Origin of the sequence: Ammoniphilus sp. YIM 78166 (assembly GCF_004522215.1) — a bacterium.
In the GTDB taxonomy this organism is placed as follows: domain Bacteria; phylum Bacillota; class Bacilli; order Aneurinibacillales; family RAOX-1; genus YIM-78166.
On sequence record NZ_SDLR01000004.1, the window covers coordinates 821,084 to 839,042 of the forward strand.

At 46.6% G+C, this 17,959-nt stretch carries 16 protein-coding genes and 1 riboswitch; of the genes, 13 read left to right on the plus strand and 3 right to left on the minus strand.

What is annotated here, in order from left to right:
• The first annotated feature begins 25 nt into the window (after positions 1 to 25).
• Positions 26 to 1,222 carry an iron-containing alcohol dehydrogenase gene (locus EIZ58_RS20585; protein WP_134702732.1) on the plus strand — a complete coding sequence of 399 codons (1,197 nt, stop codon included), beginning with the start codon at positions 26 to 28 and terminating at the stop codon, positions 1,220 to 1,222.
• A gap of 60 nt (positions 1,223 to 1,282) precedes the next feature.
• Here EIZ58_RS20585 and EIZ58_RS20590 read toward each other — a convergent pair whose 3' ends face one another.
• A complete protein-coding gene (locus tag EIZ58_RS20590; RefSeq protein ID WP_134702733.1) occupies positions 1,283 to 2,290 on the minus strand; it encodes a DUF3231 family protein in 1,008 nt (335 codons plus the stop codon).
• Between the two features lie 133 nt (positions 2,291 to 2,423).
• Positions 2,424 to 3,089 (minus strand): GGDEF domain-containing protein, encoded by a 666-nt coding sequence (locus EIZ58_RS20595; RefSeq protein WP_134702734.1) that lies wholly within the window; start codon positions 3,087 to 3,089, stop codon positions 2,424 to 2,426.
• A 259-nt stretch (positions 3,090 to 3,348) separates the two neighbouring features.
• Between EIZ58_RS20595 and EIZ58_RS20600 the strand changes: the two genes are divergently transcribed.
• The 9 genes from EIZ58_RS20600 (at position 3,349) to EIZ58_RS20640 (ending at position 13,894) form a co-directional block, all read left to right on the plus strand.
• The gene (locus EIZ58_RS20600) at positions 3,349 to 4,584 is read left to right on the plus strand and encodes a DNA methyltransferase (protein ID WP_167577838.1); all 1,236 of its coding nucleotides are present in this window, start codon (positions 3,349 to 3,351) and stop codon (positions 4,582 to 4,584) included.
• Positions 4,551 to 5,228 (plus strand): SDR family oxidoreductase, encoded by a 678-nt coding sequence (locus EIZ58_RS20605; protein ID WP_167577839.1) that lies wholly within the window; start codon positions 4,551 to 4,553, stop codon positions 5,226 to 5,228. The genes EIZ58_RS20600 and EIZ58_RS20605 overlap by 34 nt, the downstream gene beginning before the upstream one ends.
• 2 nt (positions 5,229 to 5,230) lie before the next feature.
• Complete coding sequence (locus EIZ58_RS20610; RefSeq protein ID WP_134702737.1) at positions 5,231 to 7,750, plus strand: bifunctional diguanylate cyclase/phosphodiesterase; 2,520 nt, start codon at positions 5,231 to 5,233, stop codon at positions 7,748 to 7,750.
• Positions 7,751 to 7,900: 150 nt separating this feature from the next.
• Positions 7,901 to 8,716, plus strand: coding sequence for a 6-carboxytetrahydropterin synthase (locus tag EIZ58_RS20615; protein ID WP_240689242.1), 816 nt, complete (start codon positions 7,901 to 7,903; stop codon positions 8,714 to 8,716).
• A gap of 41 nt (positions 8,717 to 8,757) precedes the next feature.
• Entirely contained in the window at positions 8,758 to 10,536 is a 1,779-nt protein-coding gene (locus EIZ58_RS20620; RefSeq protein WP_370297756.1) for a LytS/YhcK type 5TM receptor domain-containing protein, read from the plus strand.
• Positions 10,502 to 11,233 (plus strand): LytR/AlgR family response regulator transcription factor, encoded by a 732-nt coding sequence (locus EIZ58_RS20625; RefSeq protein ID WP_134702738.1) that lies wholly within the window; start codon positions 10,502 to 10,504, stop codon positions 11,231 to 11,233. Before EIZ58_RS20620 ends, EIZ58_RS20625 begins: the two co-directional genes overlap by 35 nt.
• A 121-nt stretch (positions 11,234 to 11,354) precedes the next feature.
• On the plus strand, positions 11,355 to 12,806 hold the full coding sequence (locus tag EIZ58_RS20630; protein WP_134702739.1) for a carbon starvation CstA family protein: 1,452 nt from the start codon (positions 11,355 to 11,357) through the stop codon (positions 12,804 to 12,806).
• A gap of 115 nt (positions 12,807 to 12,921) precedes the next feature.
• Positions 12,922 to 13,488, plus strand: coding sequence for a CBO0543 family protein (locus EIZ58_RS20635; RefSeq protein WP_167577840.1), 567 nt, complete (start codon positions 12,922 to 12,924; stop codon positions 13,486 to 13,488).
• A 61-nt stretch (positions 13,489 to 13,549) separates the two neighbouring features.
• Positions 13,550 to 13,894, plus strand: a complete 345-nt coding sequence (locus EIZ58_RS20640; RefSeq protein WP_134702741.1) for a phage holin family protein — start codon at positions 13,550 to 13,552, stop codon at positions 13,892 to 13,894.
• 31 nt (positions 13,895 to 13,925) lie between these two features.
• Here the strand turns inward: EIZ58_RS20640 and EIZ58_RS33645 are convergent, their stop codons facing one another.
• Positions 13,926 to 14,102 (minus strand): hypothetical protein, encoded by a 177-nt coding sequence (locus EIZ58_RS33645; protein WP_167577841.1) that lies wholly within the window; start codon positions 14,100 to 14,102, stop codon positions 13,926 to 13,928.
• A 13-nt stretch (positions 14,103 to 14,115) separates the two neighbouring features.
• Positions 14,116 to 14,205: riboswitch (cyclic di-GMP riboswitch) on the minus strand.
• Positions 14,206 to 14,473: 268 nt separating this feature from the next.
• Here EIZ58_RS33645 and EIZ58_RS20645 point away from each other — a divergent pair.
• From EIZ58_RS20645 to EIZ58_RS20655, 3 genes are read left to right on the plus strand one after another with little or no spacing between them, the layout of a single operon-like run.
• On the plus strand, positions 14,474 to 15,496 hold the full coding sequence (locus EIZ58_RS20645) for a TAXI family TRAP transporter solute-binding subunit (protein WP_134702742.1): 1,023 nt from the start codon (positions 14,474 to 14,476) through the stop codon (positions 15,494 to 15,496).
• Complete coding sequence (locus EIZ58_RS20650; protein ID WP_134702743.1) at positions 15,480 to 15,974, plus strand: DUF1850 domain-containing protein; 495 nt, start codon at positions 15,480 to 15,482, stop codon at positions 15,972 to 15,974. The genes EIZ58_RS20645 and EIZ58_RS20650 overlap by 17 nt, the downstream gene beginning before the upstream one ends.
• Positions 15,967 to 17,940 (plus strand): TRAP transporter permease, encoded by a 1,974-nt coding sequence (locus tag EIZ58_RS20655; RefSeq protein ID WP_134702744.1) that lies wholly within the window; start codon positions 15,967 to 15,969, stop codon positions 17,938 to 17,940. Before EIZ58_RS20650 ends, EIZ58_RS20655 begins: the two co-directional genes overlap by 8 nt.
• Positions 17,941 to 17,959 lie beyond the last annotated feature (19 nt).

The following is a 17,959-nucleotide window of genomic DNA, read 5'->3' on the forward strand; positions in this document are numbered from 1 at the left end:
ATCAGCATTTCAAAGGGGGATAACCATGGCCTTTCATCAATTACTTATGCCAAGCAGGATATTATATGGAGAAGGATCTTTCGGTGAAGTAGGAAAGCAAGCCCAGTTGTTGGGCAAGAAAGTCTTAATTATCAGCGATCCGATCATGGACAAGATCGGCAATGTAGCCCTTTGTGAGAAGTATCTGGAAGAGCAAGGACTTGAGACTGCCAAATATCTCGGTGTAGACACGGAGCCGACGGACGTTCATGTTAAGGAAGCGCTAGCGATCTGTCATGAAGAGCAGTGCGATGTGATCGTCGCTGTAGGTGGCGGAAGCTGTATTGATACGGCAAAGGCTGTCGCCGTTATGGTGACCAATGAGGGGACCATCAGCAACTATGTGGGCAACACCAAGCCCTTTACTCAGAAGCCGTTGCCGTTGATTGCGGTGCCTACGACGGCAGGGACAGGGTCAGAGGTAACCTCTGTGACGGTCATTATCGATCAAGCGACGGATGTCAAAATGATGATTAAGCAGCCGGAACTTTTGCCAGCGATCGCCATTGTTGATCCTGTCTTGACGTTTTCCTGCCCACCATCCGTCACGGCGGCAACCGGAGTGGATGCTTTGTGCCATGCGGTAGAAGCCTATCTATCCCGCCGTTCCCAGCCGGTCACGGACACGATGGCATTGCAAGCGATCGAGCTGATCATGAATAACCTCCGTCAAGCCTACAACCAAGGGGAGGATGTAGTAGCTAGAGATAAAATGGCCTTAGGCTCCATGTTGGCTGGAGTGGCTTTCTCTAATGCTTCCGTTACCTTAGTTCATGGCATGTCCCGTCCGATCGGAGCGCTTTTCCATGTGCCTCATGGAGTCTCTAATGCGATGCTGCTTCCAGCCGTTTTGGAATTCACGAAGGAGAGCGCAGTGGAACGTTTAGCGGAGATTGGTCGAATCATCAAGCCAGAATGGAAAGACCTATCCAACCAAGAGCTAGCGGATATTGTGATCCTTGAAGTGAAGCAGCTTTGCCAAGACTTGAAGATCCCGAACATGAAGACATGGGGGATTGACCAAGCGAAGTTCCAGGAATTGGTCTCCAAGATGGCGACAGATGCGCTGGCGAGCGGAAGCCCGGGCAACAATCCGAAGGTGCCGACCCACGAGGAGATTGTTCAGTTGTATCAGGTTTGTTATGAGTATGATTTTAGCACGCAAGAAAAAGCTATACAGTAGTTCGTGGTGTGGATTTACAGAATTAAAAGAACCTGGTGAACTCACCAGGTTCTTTTAATATTATGATCTTTTCGCTAATTCTTTACGGTCATCGGCTGTTGGAGGTTCCTCCATCCAACCGTTTTGGATCATGAGGTCGGCTCCATCTTTACCAAACTCTAACACCTCACCCATAAGGCGCAAATAATGTGTGCCCAGGTCTTTTCTGCTGCATACCGATAAAGCTAACCCGTAAAACGCTACGGCTGTGATAGTTGACATTTGGATTTGGAACATGATCAATTTATCCGAAAAAGGCGAAGTGGTGGAGTTTGTCACTCTTGATTCCCAAGAAATAGGGGAATTGAGGTGATCTTCACTAAGCAGCGAGTTGAAAATCTCGATATGCTTATTTGATATATCAAGTCCTCTCAACAGATGATTTCGGACTTTCTGTGATTGAGCAACTTGACTATAGGCAACCTTTAAGGTGCTATGCAGATTCATTTTTATCAAATTAAACGTGATGCTATTAATTTCTACAGAAGTTAGCGGACGTCGCTCTCCAATCCATCCGGTTAAAAAATCAGGCTGTTTAACGAAAGTCACCAATTCAGGAGGATTGATATAAGGAGGGCGGACCATAAGCCCTTTTGCCAGCATAGCTTCCATAATTCGATGATAGAGAATCATGCCTTCCATATTGCACTTGATATAGTATGATCTAAGGTCCGAGCGAATAGAAGTAGTCACAGCCGCTCCATAACCATCTATGCCGTGCAATGACATGACATACAAATAGTTTAAGAAAAGTGCATCGTCAAAAAGGCGCGGAGCATTTATATTTACATCCTGATCAGTAAAACCGTGGGGAATTGGAAAGTTTTCCTGTATAAAAAATTCCTTAATCCTTTTTACATGACGCTCTGATAGCTCTTGGGCAAATTGATATAACAATCGGATATCTTCATCCTCGATTTTCGCGACCGCATACTTTTGAAAACAAATTGCCGCCGTATCATTTAAATATTGGGTCCAAAGATTACCTATTTCTGGGGCCGTTAATCTAGAGTGATGTTCGGTTTTCAATTGTCGCCCTCCATTTAACAGTATAAGGAGTCCTCTACGGCAAATTTCTTTATTTGACGGACTATTGTATATGTGAATTATAATATCCAATAATTGTATAATAATACATAGGTTTCATGGATATCGTGACTCTTTACTCAGCCATCTCTTTTTTTATTCCATGACGAAACAATCGTTTCTGACTATAAAGATTCTCATCCGCCTCATGGATCATCTCCTGAAGGGACTTCATCTTTCCTTGAGAAACCGAGACACCGACGGACACGCTGATGTCGACTTTCATGGAGAGAGATAATTTGGCTATGTTTTGATCCAAGCGGTGTTGAAAGCTTGAGATCGCGGACGGATGGTGCAGGCAGGCAAGGATGACAAATTCATCTCCACCCCACCTAGCGACAATGTCTTGTCTTCTGGTGTTTTCCTTAAGAATTTTCGAGAGGCCGGATAGTACGTTATCTCCCATTTTATGGCCATAGGTATCATTGATCGTTTTGAAATTATTGCAGTCGAGGATGAACAAGCAAAAGGTACTGTTGTTCTTTAAGGCATGGTTGGCAAGTTTCGCGAAGCGTTGGGTGACAAATCTGCGGTTGTAGACGCGGGTTAAGGGGTCTTTCGCTGAGAAGTACATTGCTTTATCGTATTGAAAGCCTAACAGCCATCCAAATAGAGTGAAGCTGCCTGTCATCAAGTAAAAGGAAATGGGATGCTCTGAGATGGATAAATCATAGAATAGTAGAAAATAGAAAGTATGAAACAGGACGAAAAGGGAGCTTATCATTCTTCCCTTGAACTGCATCGAATCACCGCCAATATTATTACGATAATCTTATTCTAAGTCGTATTAACAAAATTTGCTATATTTTTTATCCAATTTTTACTTATATAGAACTTTAGTACGAACTATAGGATAATAAGTAGGATAATAGATTCATGTCTTTATTCCTTATTGGTTTTAAAATAAGCTTAGAAGCATATTGGAAAGGGTATCTATTATGGTCATTCAACCCGAGTGGTCCTCATCATGTGGACTTTTTTATGGTGATAATCTTCTTATCATGCAAGAATTAAAGAAGCAAGGATACGAAGGGCAATTTAGTATGATCTATTTTGATGGACCTTTTAATTCAGGATGGGTCTTTTCGTCATACAGTGAGGAATTAAAAGAAGAGATTGTGGATCCGTGGAACGAATGGAAAACGATAAGAAACTTTTTTAATCCCGGGGATTATCGCAATGATTATAGAAAGAGAATAGAGGTCGCCAAGCATCTGTTAGCCGATGAAGGGATCTTGGTCTTTCATACTTCACAAAAAGAAGGGCATTATTTAAAGGTCATCCTTGATGAGGTGTTTGGAGAGAGACAATTTCTCGGCGAAGTGGTTTGGAAGTTTGCTAATGGTCCGGTCTACCAAAAGGCTCAGTTTGGGTTAAACCATGAAACCTTGTTTTTTTATGCGAAATCGGAAGCGTTCACGAAGAAAGCAGAGAAGTGCTACTCCTCCGTTTGGGATGATATTGGAACTTACGATGACATGCAAGCAGAAAATACCTATTATGCTACCCAAAAGCCTGAAAAGCTAATCGAGCGGATACTCGATATGACGACCGAGGCCGGCGCACTCGTGGGTGATTTCTACTGTGGAAGTGGAACGCTGCCCCTTGTCGCCCAAAAAATGAATCGGAGATGGATTGCAAGCGATAACTCAAGGATTGCGATTCAAACGGCTGTCAAGAGACTTTCAACCCTAGGTATTGAGGCCTCGGTTCATCAGATCATCGAAGACTTTAACCTGGAGTATCTGCAGGAGAAAGAGTATACAAAACGTTCAGAGATTCCTTTTTCCCTTTATGAACTTAAGGGACTAAAACGGGAGCTAGGGGATGTTCCTATTAAGATTAATGCCTTTGATTATACCGATGATATTGATCTGATAGGGGATCATTCGGTAGTCTATCAGTTTATAATGCCTGGAAGGTCATGCAAGAGCAGCCGGGTTCCCCGACCAGTGCCAGCAGGGGACGGATTGAGGGTCTCAGCTCCTTTTGAGTGGATATATTTTCATCTGAAACATGGGAAGATTGAAGAGTATAATTACCATGTGGATCAGGGAGAGATGGAGGATCGAGTGAAACGTTCTCTTCTCCGACTTAATGGAAATTGGATTAAGGAAAAAAAACGATATGATCATTATGAGAGATGGATAGATATCTTCGGCCACTCGTATGTTGTCCGAAAAGAAAGGAAGGAGGGGGAGAATTGGGCAAGACAGCTATTGTTATTGGAGGGCTAAAAGGGATTGGGCGGGCGATTAGTCAGGATCTAGTCCATCATGGTTTTACCGTGTATGCCACCACTCGTGAGGAAGTAGCGGATACCGGGAGTGAACATCTGATTCCTCTTCAACTGGATGTTACAAGTGAAGAAGATGTGGAAATAGCAATGAATCAGATTGGAAAAGATCGGCTATCACTCGATGTGCTGGTGAATAATGCAGGAGTTGGCGTGTTTAAAGCCTTCGAGGAAATCACGACTCAGGAGTGGGAGAATGTATTCAAGACCAATGTACTGGGGATTTTACAGTGCACGCAAAAAGCTTTTCCACTGCTAAGGCAGAGGGGCGGTCGCATTATCAATGTGAGTTCGATTGCCACCGAACGAAAGCTCCCCTTCAATACCGTCTATGCCGCTTCTAAGCATGCGCTTAGGGGATTTGGCGGCGTATTAGGGGAAGAGTGGGCTCCGTATCATATTTTTACTACGAATCTACATTTAGGAGCTACGTATACGGATATTTGGAAGGATGCAGAAGGATTTTCGGCTGAGGATATGCTTCATGTTGACGATGTGGCTCGCGTGGTCAGCTTTATTGCAACGACCCCCCTCCATGTGAGAATAGATGATATCACGGTAACACCTCCTAAGGGAGTGCTGTAGCTATGTCGTTAAAAAAGAAATTAGCCATTATCTTTTCCTCAGTTGTAACCATTGTTTTGGTCATCAATAACACCCTATTCTATTTTTATACCCAAGATCTCTTGCAGCAGGACCAAGTGAAGCAGATGGAGCTGTTGGCTAAGGAGATCAGCATTTCCATTGAGCACTCTCAGTATGGAGCGAATTACGTAGAAGATTTGATTGGGGAAAAGTTGCGTGTGGCTGGCTTGGCTGCCCAGTATGCCCTGGATCCAGACATCGAGAAGGTCTCTGATGAAGAACTGGTTGCTCTAAGTGAAAAGCTTGGCGTATCCTATATCACTTTAATGGTTCAGGAGCAGGATGATATCAGAGGGGTAAAATCATCCGATCCGAAAGAACGAGATCTGAGTACCAAGGAATGGGGCTATTGGTATACAGCCTTCCAGCAGTTATTTGAACACAAGCAGGTGACGATCCCTGAAGGGCAAAAGCTCAAAAATTATTGGGCAGGCCCGATGAACGTCTCCGCTTCCGACCCTAATCATGTGGATAAATGGGGCTATTATTACGATGGGACTACCAACTATATCATCAGCCCCTATATGCGAGACAAGCAGATCATGGATTTCAAGGATCAGATTGGTCCCGTAGCCGTCATTCAAAAAACTTTAAGCAGCAACCCGGTTTTATTATCCATTACCGGCTTTAATCCACGGACATTTGGACACCCGCCTGTGTATACCGAACAGAATGGCCAAAAGTTTGTGGAGCTGGCTAATCAAGAAATCCAATTTGGCGATTATAAGTTTCAACAAGAAGAGTTGGATGTTCCAGCGGTAAGAATGGCGATGGAATCGGGAAACGTCGTTAGCTTCTTAGCGGAATGGAGTGGCCAAGCTGTTTTAAAGAGCTTTATTCCTATTCTGGCTGAAACGCCTTATGTGATCGGAATTGTTACCGATTATAAGGTGGTACAAGAAGTGCTAGATAAGCAGCTGCTCAATAGTCTGATTATTTCTGTGATTGTCCTTGTCTTTGTTTTTTGCATCAGCTATCTCTTGGCCGACTACATTGTGAGGCCACTCAACCGAATTCTGCAGAAAGTCAATGAGATCGCGGAAGGCAATATTGGGTCCCAGGTGAAAATTGACCGCCGAGATGAACTTGGCTTGCTATCCAACGGTGTAAATAAGATGTCAACTAACCTGCTCAACTATACAAACGAAATTCAATACCAGGCAAATCACGATTATCTGACCGGTCTGCCTAACCTGCGATTGTTTAACCAGATCACTTCGGAAAAGGCCGCTGAAGCCAACCAATCCTCGTTTGCGATCTTGTTTTTGGATCTGGATAAATTCAAATTTGTCAATGATATGCTGGGACATGCCGCGGGAGATCATATTCTCAAAGCGGCAGCGGAGCGCGTGACGAGTCTTCTACAGGACGGAGAAACCTTGGCTCGCATTGGCGGAGATGAATTTTTGCTGCTGCTTCCGAATAGTCAGCGGGAGAGGGCGAAGGAGACGGCGGAACGTATCAAGAAAGAGTTTGAAAAGCCGTTCGTTTATGGAGGTAACGAGTTCTTCATAACGGTAAGTATCGGAATCAGTCTTTATCCTACCGATAGCACGGATGTAGAGGCGATTGTCAATAATGCGGACATGGCCATGTATCGGGCAAAGGAGCGAGGCCGAAACAACTACCAGTTCTACTGTTCGGATATGAATGAGGCGATTCAGCGAAGAGCGCTGTTGGAAAAAGGGATGCGCCGAGCGCTGGAGCGAGGGGAGTTCATTCTTCATTATCAGCCCCAGGTGGATATTCAGACGGGAATTCTCACGGGGAATGAAGCGTTGATTCGTTGGCATCATCCGGATTTGGGCATGATTTCCCCGATGGAGTTTATTCCCTTAGCAGAAGAAACGGGATTAATCAGCATGATGGGAGAATGGATCATCCGTACAGCCTGCAAACAAAATAAGCAGTGGCAAGAAAACGGATTCCCGCCTATGCGGATCTCCGTCAATCTGTCCGTGCACCAGTTCCAGCAAATCAACCTGGTGGATCAAGTCAAAGAGGCGCTGGAGGCAACTGGCTTAGATCCACAGTACCTGGAGCTTGAGATTACGGAAAGCATCGCGATGTATAACGAGGAATATGTGATTTCTAAGCTTCAAGCCCTGAAAAACCTTGGGGTGAAGATTGCCATCGATGATTTTGGCACAGGCTACTCTTCCTTAAGTTACTTGAGGAAGTTTCCAATTGACTGCCTCAAAATTGATAAATCCTTCGTGCGGGATATTGGCGATGAATCCGATGCGATGATTATTAGTACGATTATGGCCATGGCCCGCCAGCTCAAGGTAAATGTGATTGCTGAAGGAGTCGAAACGGAGGAGCAGCTTGATCTCTTGCGAGAACTCCAATGTAATGAGGCACAGGGTTATCTGTTTAGCAAGCCGTTATCGGTTGAAGACTTTAATCGGTTGTTTCAGGGAATTCAAGAAGCTGCCATGACTAAGATCAGTAAGGTTTAACAAAAATAAGAAAGTGTAGTGGGCCTCCTTCGTGGGAGTCCCTTTTTTCTTTCTAATCCGACAAAATGTGACAAAAGTCCTAAAGGGATTGATTGGATATAGTCGAATTGAAATAGGTAAATGTTACCTGTGTAGAAAGGAGGTGTAGAGATGTCTATGCGACTGATGAGAAAGGTTGGATTTTCCGCTGCCCATTATTACCGGATATCGAGCTGGAGTGAGGAAAAGAACCGACAGATCTTTGGGCCATGCAGCAGTCCCTATGGCCACGGGCATGATTATAGTTTAGAAGTGACGGTCGAAGGAGCTTTAGATGTTAAGTCTGGGATCGTTGTCAACATTACCGATATGGATCGAGTAATCAAGGATGTCATCGAAAACGAGTTTGATGGGCGGTTCTTGAATCGGGAACATCCTTATTTTGAAACGGTCGTACCGACTACCGAGAATATCGTAAAATACCTTTGGAATACGTTGAAGGATAAATTTAGGCCTCATACCCTTCAGAAAATCAGGCTGTATGAACATGCATTCCTATTTGCCGAGAAGGAGGAAGGACCCTTGGTGCAATTCACGAGAAAATACCACTTTAGCGCGGCGCATCGTCTGCATAGCGACCAGCTGAGCGATGAAGAAAACCAGAGAATCTTTGGGAAGTGCAATAATCCCTACGGTCATGGCCACAATTATTACCTCGAAGTCAGCGTCAAAGGGGAAATCGATTCGGTCACAGGGATGGTTACGAATATGGCCGATTTGGATGAGATTGTGCAGCGGGAAGTACTTTCTAAGCTTGACCATAAGCATCTGAATTATGAGGTGGAAGAGTTTAAGCATTTGAATCCGACGTCAGAAGTCGTTGCGATGGTGGTGTATCAGATGCTCGAACCTCATTTACCGCAACTGCACAAGATCGGAATCTGGGAGACCGAGAAGAATTATTTTGAATATGTTGCTGCACCATAATAAAACCTCCCTTGCGTAAAACGCTGGGGAGGTTTTATTATGTGGATTATAAAAAAAACGACAGGAGGAACAACGCTGTGTATGACTTGCTGATCGTCATGTTAGAGCGTATGGGTATTATTGTGACGGTGGCCTTCGTCATGACCCGATTTGCTTTTTTCCGCCAGACGATGAACCGGCAGCAGGTCACTCGTTCCCGGGAGGGCGTCGTGATGCTGATGTTCGGTTTTTTTGGCATTATCGGGACGTATACCGGGGTTGCCTTCAACCCCGCTTTAGGGGAGTTCTCCGGATGGTCCGTTGCCTTGGATGAAGAAGAAGCTTTGGCTAATTCTCGGGTAATCGGCGTGGTTGCGGCAGGATTGTTAGGAGGTTACCGGGTCGGTTTGGGAGCAGGGCTGATCGCAGGGATTCACCGATTTTTGCTGGGAGGCTTCACGAATGTGGCGTGCGGGGGGGCCGCTCTACTTGCGGGATGGTTGGCAGGATGGTTCCATCACAAGATGCCAGGGCGCAGGCTGGAGCTTCCCACGGCATTCGCAGTTGGGGCGCTTGCCGAAGCGATTCAAATGCTGGTAATTCTTCTGGTGGCGCGTCCTTTTACGGAGGCTTGGCTGCTCGTGCAAAGTATTGGATTGCCCATGATCCTCGCAAATGGAGTCGGATGCAGTTTATTTATTTTGATCATTCGAAATGTATTAAACGAAGAAGAGCGCGCGGGTGCCATTCAAGCGCAAAAAGCCCTGCGGCTGGCCAGTCTTACTTTACAGCATATGCGGAAAGGTTTGACGGCTGATTCGGCCCGCGCGACTTGTGAACTGGTGCATAATGAGGTGGGGGTCAAGGCGGTTGCCATGACAGATGGCGAAGTGATCCTGGCTCATGTGGGCGCGGAAAGGGAAAGGGAAAGGGAAAGGATCGGAGCGGCGGAGATCAGGAGGGTGCTCGAAGCTGGGGAGCTGGCCGTCGTACAAGCCCCATCTGCTGTGATTGCTCCTTTGAAACGCAAGGAGGAGACGATTGGGACGATCATTTTTTATTTTCGAGAAGGGAAGGAGGTTTCGTTTCTGGCTATGGAGCTGATCAAAGGACTGTCCACCCTGCTTAGCCACCAGCTAGAAATTGCGGAAGCCGACCGCTACCATAAGTTGGCCAAGGAAGCGGAGATCAAATCCTTGCAGGCGCAGATCAGTCCGCATTTTCTATTTAATGCGCTGAACGTAATCGTGTCGCTCATTCGTACAGATCCGATGAAGGCGCGAAAGCTGCTCGTTTCGTTATCTCACTTTTTCCGGCAAAATCTTACCGGTACCACCACGTCATGGACCACGATCGAAGCGGAGCTGAATCAGGTGAAGGCTTACCTGAATATTGAAGAAGCCCGTTTTGTGGACAAGCTTCGAGTAAGCTATGAGGTGGATGAGGAAGTTCTTCATTACGAGATCCCCCCTTTGACCCTGCAGCCCATCGTGGAAAATGCCATTAAGCATGGAATCCATGGGATGGAGAAGGATTGTGAGATCGTGATTCGGGTGGAAAAGGGGAAGGATGGAGCACGGGTCAGTGTGCAGGATAATGGTCAAGGCATGGGGAGTGAGCGGCTTCAGAAGCTTGGAAAGGAGCAGCTGGCCTCCGCCGAGGGAACGGGGATTGGACTTTATAATACGAATCGGCGCCTCACGATGATGCTAGGGGAAGAATCGGCCATTCAAGTGGAAAGCCATCTAGGCCAAGGCACGCTCGTTTATTTTAATGTCCCCAAATTCAAGAAGGAGGGATCGACGGATGAAAAAACGTATCAAAGCGCTAATTATCGATGATGAACGCTATTCTCGCGAGGAGCTGTTGCATTTGCTAGAGGCCCATGACTCGATTCAAGTGATGGGCGCAGAGGAATCCGCGACGGCGGGCCTAGCTCAGATTGCGGACATGGAGCCAGATGTAATTTTTCTCGATGTTGAAATGCCCAAGATGTCAGGGATGGAACTGGCTAAAGTGATTCAAAAGCTCAAAAAGCCCCCGCTGGTTGTCTTTGCCACCGCCTATCCAAATTTTGCCGCGGAAGCCTTCCGTTACCAGGCGATCGATTACCTGCTTAAGCCGTTTGATGAAGAACAGCTGGCCGTGACGGTTCAGCGGATTGAACGGGCGCTTCAGATGACCCCGGTAGAGCCGGAGGCGACTCCAAAAGGAAAATTAGCGGTGGAAGGAGAAAAAGAAATTGTCTATCTTTCTCCGAGCGAAATGGTCTATATATCCCGTGAGGAAAATAGTACGCATATCTACACGGAGAACCAGATGTATGAGATCAAGCTGACTTTAAAAGAGCTAGAGCAGCGGCTTAAGGATTACGCCTTTGTCCGCATTCATAAAAGCTTCCTCGTCAACCTAGACTATATCCAAAAGCTGATCCCTTGGTTTAATGGAGCCTACCATCTGGAGCTGATGGGACGAAAAGAGACCTTACCAGTCAGCCGAAATTATGTGAAATCGCTTCGGGATCGCCTAGAGCTGTAGCATGTTAATTGGTAAAACGGACATGTTAAGGGGCAATTTCTGCATCTTGTTGGTGAAAACCTCCTGTGTTCACGCTTTCACGCTATACTGAAGGCACGAATCATTGGAAGGAGGATTTCACATGTATACATTTATTGCAGGTATTATTCTTCTCATCGTTGGCTATTTCATCTATGGAAAGTTTGTTGAAAGGGTTTTCGGAGTGAAGGCAGAGCGGCCTACGCCTGCGATCACGAAGAAAGACGGCGTCGATTACGTGCCGATGGGCATTCATCGCAATTCTTTAATTCAGCTTTTGAATATTGCAGGGGTTGGACCGATTTTTGGACCGATCATGGGAGCACTTTATGGACCTGTTGCTTTCCTCTGGATCGTCTTAGGATGTATCTTCGCTGGAGCGGTTCATGACTATTTGACAGGGATGATTTCCATCCGCAACCGCGGTGCGCATTTGCCGGAGCTGGCAGGAAAGTTTTTGGGCTCTGCGATGAAGCATGTGGTCAACGTTTTTGCTGTGCTTTTGCTATTGCTTGTAGGTACGGTGTTTGTCTCTGCACCAGCCGGATTGCTGCACAACCTGACTTCTAGCTGGATGAGTTTAAGTGTCATTGTTGGAATTATCTTCGTTTATTATATTATTGCTACCCTATTGCCGATTGATAAGGTGATCGGTCGCCTCTATCCGATTTTTGGCGCGCTTCTTTTGATTAGTGCGATCGGGGTTGGGGGGTCTCTGATCCTGACGGGAGCTCCGATTCCTGAGCTTTCTCTGACCAATATGCACCCTGAAAATTTACCGATTTTTCCGCTCTTATTCTTGACGATTTCTTGTGGGGCATTGTCTGGGTTCCATGCGACGCAGTCGCCAATTATCTCTCGTACCACGCAAAATGAACAGCAAGGCCGCCGCATTTTCTACGGCATGATGATTGCGGAAGGGATTATCGCCATGATCTGGGCTGCAGCTGCCATGAGCTTGTTCGGAGATGGAAACGGATTAAATGAAGTATTGAAAAATGGCGGACCAGGAGCGGTCGTGAGTGAAGTGGCGACGATGATGCTGGGTGCCGTTGGGGGTACGCTAGCGGTTCTAGGCGTTATTATTCTCCCGATCACGTCTGGAGATACGGCATTCCGTAGCGCCAGAATGATCATTGCGGACTATTTTAACCTGTCCCAGAAAAAGCTTGCCAGCCGTCTTTGGATTGCTGTGCCGTTGTTCGTGATTTCCTTTGCCTTAACGAAAATTGATTTCGGCATTTTATGGCGCTATTTCTCTTGGGCCAACCAATCCACAGCGATGATCGCCTTGTGGGTAGGGGCGATGTATCTGTTCATCGCGAAGAAAAACTACTGGATCTCCGTGATTCCCGCTTTGTTTATGACGATGGCTACGTTTACGTACATCTTCAATGCCAAAATCGGGTTTAACTTGCCGATGAATCTATCTTATGTAGCAGCGGCCGCGACTACCGTAGTGGTGACTTATCTCTTCTTCCGTTCGGCCGTGAAACGTCGCGAAGAGGGTGCCAGCCTGGATGATGGTCTGGATCGAAAGGATCATGCCGCGTAGTCACGAAGCAAAATGAGGGTGTTCCCAATTGGGGGACACCCTTTTTGTGAGGTTTAGGTAACCATCTTTGATGGCTGTAGTTTGGCTTGTACGCAAAAGGGAAAAAATAAAGGGAATGACGATAGTTGAGGGGAAACGGGATACTATGTACGATAGGCTGAAGCAAGTGGAGAGCGAGATTGTTCAGATTAATTATGAGCATTGGCTACATTATGAACTGTTTACTTGGCAATGGTGGTTGCTGGTCGTTTTGTCTGTCGTACCTTGGATCTTATGGTGGAGAGTGGTGGACAAACGGAGAATCATAGAAATTTTAGCGGTGGGACTTTTTGTCGCGACCATTGCCTCTTTGCAGGATGTTTATGGCTGGAATCGGGGGATGTGGCGTTATCCGATTCAGCTTCTTCCGGTATGTATCCCCTTATTGCCATTTGATGTTTCTGTCTTGCCAATTGTACAAATGTTTGTTTATCAGTTTTTTAGGAGTTGGAAGGCATTTTTGGGGGTCAATCTTGTGATTGCGTTTAGTTTTGCTTATATTTCTGAGCCGCTCCTGGAATGGATGGGGATCTACGACCCCATCAAATGGAAGCATATTTACTCTGTTCCCATTTATGTGATGAATGCGGTGGTGGCTAAATGGGGAATTGAAAAGCTGAAAAAAATAGAAAGTAGGGCCTAGCGTACATATTATTTTTAAAAAGGGACAAAACATAAGGTACACTCGAAAGGAGGATTGCATCATGACAATTATGCGTCATCTGATTCGATTTGCCGTAACTGCGATTGTATTGCTAATCGTAGGCTGGATGGTTCCTGGCTTTCAGCTCGTTGGGTTCTGGAGCGCGTTTATGGCCGCTATCCTGATCTCCCTGATTGGGTGGGGGATTGAAGCGCTGATGGGACCGAGAATTTCTCCCTACAGCCGCGGGCTGGTTGGCTTTATCGTGAGTGCTGTGGTGATTTACTTTACCCAGTTTTTCCTCGCCGGGATGCGAGTGACGATCTTGGGCGCCATCTTAGCCGCCTTGGTTATTGGAATTGCCGATTTGTTTGTTCCGGCAAAACCTCGCATTGCTCAGAAATAGGGTAGACCTATTTCACAAACAGAAAGACCCTCTATGCAGAGGGTCTTTGTTCTATACTGCTGCTCAGCTTTTGAATTTGTGCGTTAATGCCTTGAATGGATTGATATAGGTCCATTCGTTCTCTCCAGTTTAGTGAAGAGTCCATGATATTGTCCTTCAGCTTTTCCTTCGTTTCAATGAGGATCTCAATGTCATTGACTGTATACATATTCGAATCTCCTTTCGGCAACCCGGCTGCCATAGTTTGTTTAAGGAACTTTAGGCCCGTGGCTTTGCGTCTTCACCTTTCAGTGAGTTTGCGATTATCGAGGTTATAAGATATTTTTACCATAAAACGAGAGGGTTGTGAAGAGAGTCTTAGGTACTAGATAGTGCCTGTCACTCCCCGAATTTTGTCGAGAACCCGGCAATTTCAGCCGGAAGAAACCTCCACCCAGCGGCAAAAAATGCCGGTATATCCCGCCGTTCCCCCTCGAACGCTCCCTTTTATCGTGTTTTTTAACTTGGCATCATTCTTGCTATATAGTAATGTGTCAACGAATTAAAATCGCTTACACACATACAAAGGGGGATTTACAGATGAAAAAGCATTTTATTGCAGGAGTATCTATGATTTTCTTGCTAGGAAGCGTTCTCACCGCTTGTGGAGGAGGTTCCAACACGACGACAATCGAACCGGCTAAAACGGATGCCGCTCAAGAAGCGCCGAAGGAAGCAGCAGCGGATGACAAGCTAGAGACGAAGTTTGCCACCGTGGCCACAGGTGGAGCATCTGGTCCTTATAATATCCTTGCCACTTCCCTTACGGACATCTATTCCAAGACTTATGGCGTGAATTCGAAGACCCAAACCACGGGGGCTTCCGTTGAAAATATGAATCTTTTGAAGCAAGGCAAAGTGGAGATGGCCTTCGTGATGAGTGACGTATTGAGCGAGGCTATCAATGCAGAAGGAAGCTTTACCGAGAAAGTAGACAACGTACAGCAGATCGCGGCTCTTTATCCGAACTATGTGCAAGTCGTGACCTCCAACAGCACGGGAATCGAAACTTTTTCTGATCTAAAAGGAAAGAGAATCGCGGTTGGAGCACAAAACTCTGGGGTAGAAGTCAATGCCCGCACCCTTTTAGAAGCTCATGGCATCACGTACAACGATATTAAAGTCGACTACTTGGGCTATGCCGAAGCGGCGGATGGCTTAAAAGCAGGTAAATTGGACGCAGCTTTCTTAACGAGCGGGATTCCGAACTCTTCTTTGATGGAATTGGCGCAGAGCTTTGACCTGAAGATTGTTCCTATCGAAGGATCGGCGATTGAAGAGCTGGCGAAAACGAAGAACTACTTTGTAACGGGTACGATTCCTGCTGGCACGTATAAGAATGAAGCGGATATCCCGACTGCGGCGATCATGAATGCGTTGGTAGTGCGTTCTGACCTAAGTGAAGGGGATGTCTACAAGTTGACCAAGACCTTCTTTGAAAGCTTAGATACGTTGGCCAATGCGCACCAATCTGCGAAGGAAATCTCCCTAGAAGGTGCTCAAAACGGCTTGGTTGCTCCGCTTCATCCGGGTGCCCAAAAGTACTATGACGAAAAGAAGTAAGAGAAATTTAGGGGCCATGCTTGTGTTGACGCTCATGCTGCCCCTGCTTTTCTTTCCGTTGCAGCTGATCCAGGTTAGCTGGCAGGATCAAACTCATTATCTCAACGAAGATTCGTTTTCGATCCAGTGGATTCATTCTGTGGAAAAGGAAGAGTGGATAGAAGCCTACCATAAAACCGATTCCGGATTGACACTAGAAAAAACACGCTTCAAAACCTATGGGGCAGGCGTCCCTGTAACAGGCCCCACCACCTTAACCGAGGACGGTTACATTGAAATGCAAGTCCAACGCGAGATGGAAGAGATCCGTCTGGTCGTTTCTCCTCTCGTCCAATCAACGCTTACAACCACGTCGGGCCGTACCAACTTATACGAGCTCACCGACCCGTACGAAGAAGTTCTCATCCAACCGGCGCACTTGCCGGCCTATGCCTATGTTAAGTATCTGATTGAAAAAGGAGGGATTCCCCATGAGTGAACCTAATACAAAAGAAATACTCGAAAAATTTGACCGAGAATCCGTCGTTCGAACTTTAGCCAACAGCAAAATTGCTCTTTTTATCTCGAGTCTAGCCATTCTTTATTCCTTGTTCCATTTATACAATACCTATTACCCGATGCCGGAGCTCAAACAACGAGTGGTTCACGTTGGTTTAGGGATGGCCCTAATCTTTCTGATCTATCCGGCTAGCCGAAATTCGGACCGAAGCCGCATTGCCCTCATCGATTGGGTACTTTTTCTCCTCTCGATCGCATCGACGGCGTATCTATTTATTGAGTATCAAGCCATCGTGACCACACGTGGAGGAATTCCGACTCCGACGGATATTGGCTTTGCGATCTTGACGGTGGCGCTCGTGCTCGAAGCGGCCCGACGCATTACCGGCTGGATTTTGCCGATCCTATCCCTGATTTTCTTAGCGTATCCGTTTGTCAGTCATATGGATTGGATGCCGGATAAGCTGTTGACTCGACCTTATGATCTAGGCGATATTTTTGGGCAAATTTATTTGAAAACCGAAGGACTTTACTCCTCCGCGATCGGAGCGTCTGTTACCTTTATCTTCTTGTTCATCCTGTTCGGAGCCTTCCTGGCAAAATCCGGAATGGGCCAACTGTTCAACGACTTGGCGCTTGCACTCGCGGGACATAAACAAGGGGGACCGGCAAAGGTAGCGGTTATCTCCAGCGGATTTATGGGAAGTATCAACGGAGCGGCTGTTGCAAACGTGGTAGGAACCGGAGCGTTCACCATTCCGCTGATGAAGCGAATTGGCTACAAAAAAGAATTTGCCGGAGCGGTCGAAGCGAGTGCTTCTGTAGGTGGGCAGATCTTACCCCCGATTATGGGGGCCAGTGCCTTCATCATGGCCGAGACGACAGGCGTAAGTTATGGTACGATTGCTCTAGCCGCGTTATTGCCTGCCTTGCTGTATTATGTAGGCGTCATCGCGCAGGTTCATTTCCGTGCAGGCAAGGAAGATCTAAAAGGGGTAAGCAAGGATCGTTTGCCTCGGGTCAAAGAAGTATTGAAAGCGCGCGGCCATTTACTGTTGCCGATTGTAGCGTTGGTGTACTTCTTGTATATTAGTTTGCCGATTGGATATGCTGCTTTTTATACGATTGTGATCACCGTGTTGGTGAGTATGCTGAAGAAAGAAACCCGTATGTCGGTCAAAGATATCCTGCAAGCATTGGAAGCCGGGGCGAAAGGTTCTCTATCCGTTATGGTCGCTTGTGCGGTCGTGGGGATTGTCATTGGGGTCGTGAACTTGACTTCCTTTGGATCCGTCATGACGTCCTCCATTTTGGATTTAGGTCAAGGATCTTTGTTCCTCACTCTTTTCTTTACGATGATTGCTTCGATGATTCTAGGAATGGGGCTGCCTTCCATTCCGTGCTATATCATTACCGCGACGATGGCGGCTCCGGTCTTGGCTGAGTTTGGCGTTCCGGTGCTCGTGGCACACTTGTTTGTATTCTACTTTGGAATTTTTGCGAACATCACCCCGCCAGTGGCGTTGGCGGCTTTTGCGGGGGCCGGGATTTCGGGGGGAGACCCGATGAAAACGGGCTTCCAATCCTTGAAGCTCGCGCTGGCTGGATTTATCGTGCCTTACCTATTTGTCTATAATCCAACGATGCTGATGATTGACACCACAGGGCTCGCGATGAATGCCAAGGAGTTTCCGCTCCCGCCGGTCCTAGATATTATCGCCGTGACCTTCACCTCGTTCCTTGGGGTTATTGCCTTGAGTGCAGCGGTGGAAGGATACTTTAAATCTCGTTTTAACTGGTTGACTCGTCTCATCCTAGGCGCGGGTGCGCTTCTGATGATTATCCCGGAAGGCAGTACGGACATCATAGGATTAGTGATTGTATTAACGATTTTAGGAGCTCAATTCTGGGTGCAGCGCAAACAGCAGCACTCGGTCGAAGCCTAATACGAAAAGGGAATACGCG

What these genes read in the sequence shown, in the direction of transcription:
- EIZ58_RS20585 (WP_134702732.1), top strand. Translation starts at nt 26, where the DNA reads ATGGCCTTTCATCAATTACTTATGCCAAGCAGGATATTATATGGAGAA.
- EIZ58_RS20595 (WP_134702734.1), bottom strand. Translation starts at nt 3,089, where the DNA reads ATGCAGTTCAAGGGAAGAATGATAAGCTCCCTTTTCGTCCTGTTTCAT.
- EIZ58_RS20600 (WP_167577838.1), top strand. Translation starts at nt 3,349, where the DNA reads ATGCAAGAATTAAAGAAGCAAGGATACGAAGGGCAATTTAGTATGATC.
- EIZ58_RS20610 (WP_134702737.1), top strand. Translation starts at nt 5,231, where the DNA reads ATGTCGTTAAAAAAGAAATTAGCCATTATCTTTTCCTCAGTTGTAACC.
- EIZ58_RS20615 (WP_240689242.1), top strand. Translation starts at nt 7,901, where the DNA reads ATGTCTATGCGACTGATGAGAAAGGTTGGATTTTCCGCTGCCCATTAT.
- EIZ58_RS20625 (WP_134702738.1), top strand. Translation starts at nt 10,502, where the DNA reads ATGAAAAAACGTATCAAAGCGCTAATTATCGATGATGAACGCTATTCT.
- EIZ58_RS20630 (WP_134702739.1), top strand. Translation starts at nt 11,355, where the DNA reads ATGTATACATTTATTGCAGGTATTATTCTTCTCATCGTTGGCTATTTC.
- EIZ58_RS20635 (WP_167577840.1), top strand. Translation starts at nt 12,922, where the DNA reads ATGACGATAGTTGAGGGGAAACGGGATACTATGTACGATAGGCTGAAG.
- EIZ58_RS20640 (WP_134702741.1), top strand. Translation starts at nt 13,550, where the DNA reads ATGACAATTATGCGTCATCTGATTCGATTTGCCGTAACTGCGATTGTA.
- EIZ58_RS33645 (WP_167577841.1), bottom strand. Translation starts at nt 14,102, where the DNA reads ATGTATACAGTCAATGACATTGAGATCCTCATTGAAACGAAGGAAAAG.
- EIZ58_RS20645 (WP_134702742.1), top strand. Translation starts at nt 14,474, where the DNA reads ATGAAAAAGCATTTTATTGCAGGAGTATCTATGATTTTCTTGCTAGGA.
- EIZ58_RS20650 (WP_134702743.1), top strand. Translation starts at nt 15,480, where the DNA reads ATGACGAAAAGAAGTAAGAGAAATTTAGGGGCCATGCTTGTGTTGACG.
- EIZ58_RS20655 (WP_134702744.1), top strand. Translation starts at nt 15,967, where the DNA reads ATGAGTGAACCTAATACAAAAGAAATACTCGAAAAATTTGACCGAGAA.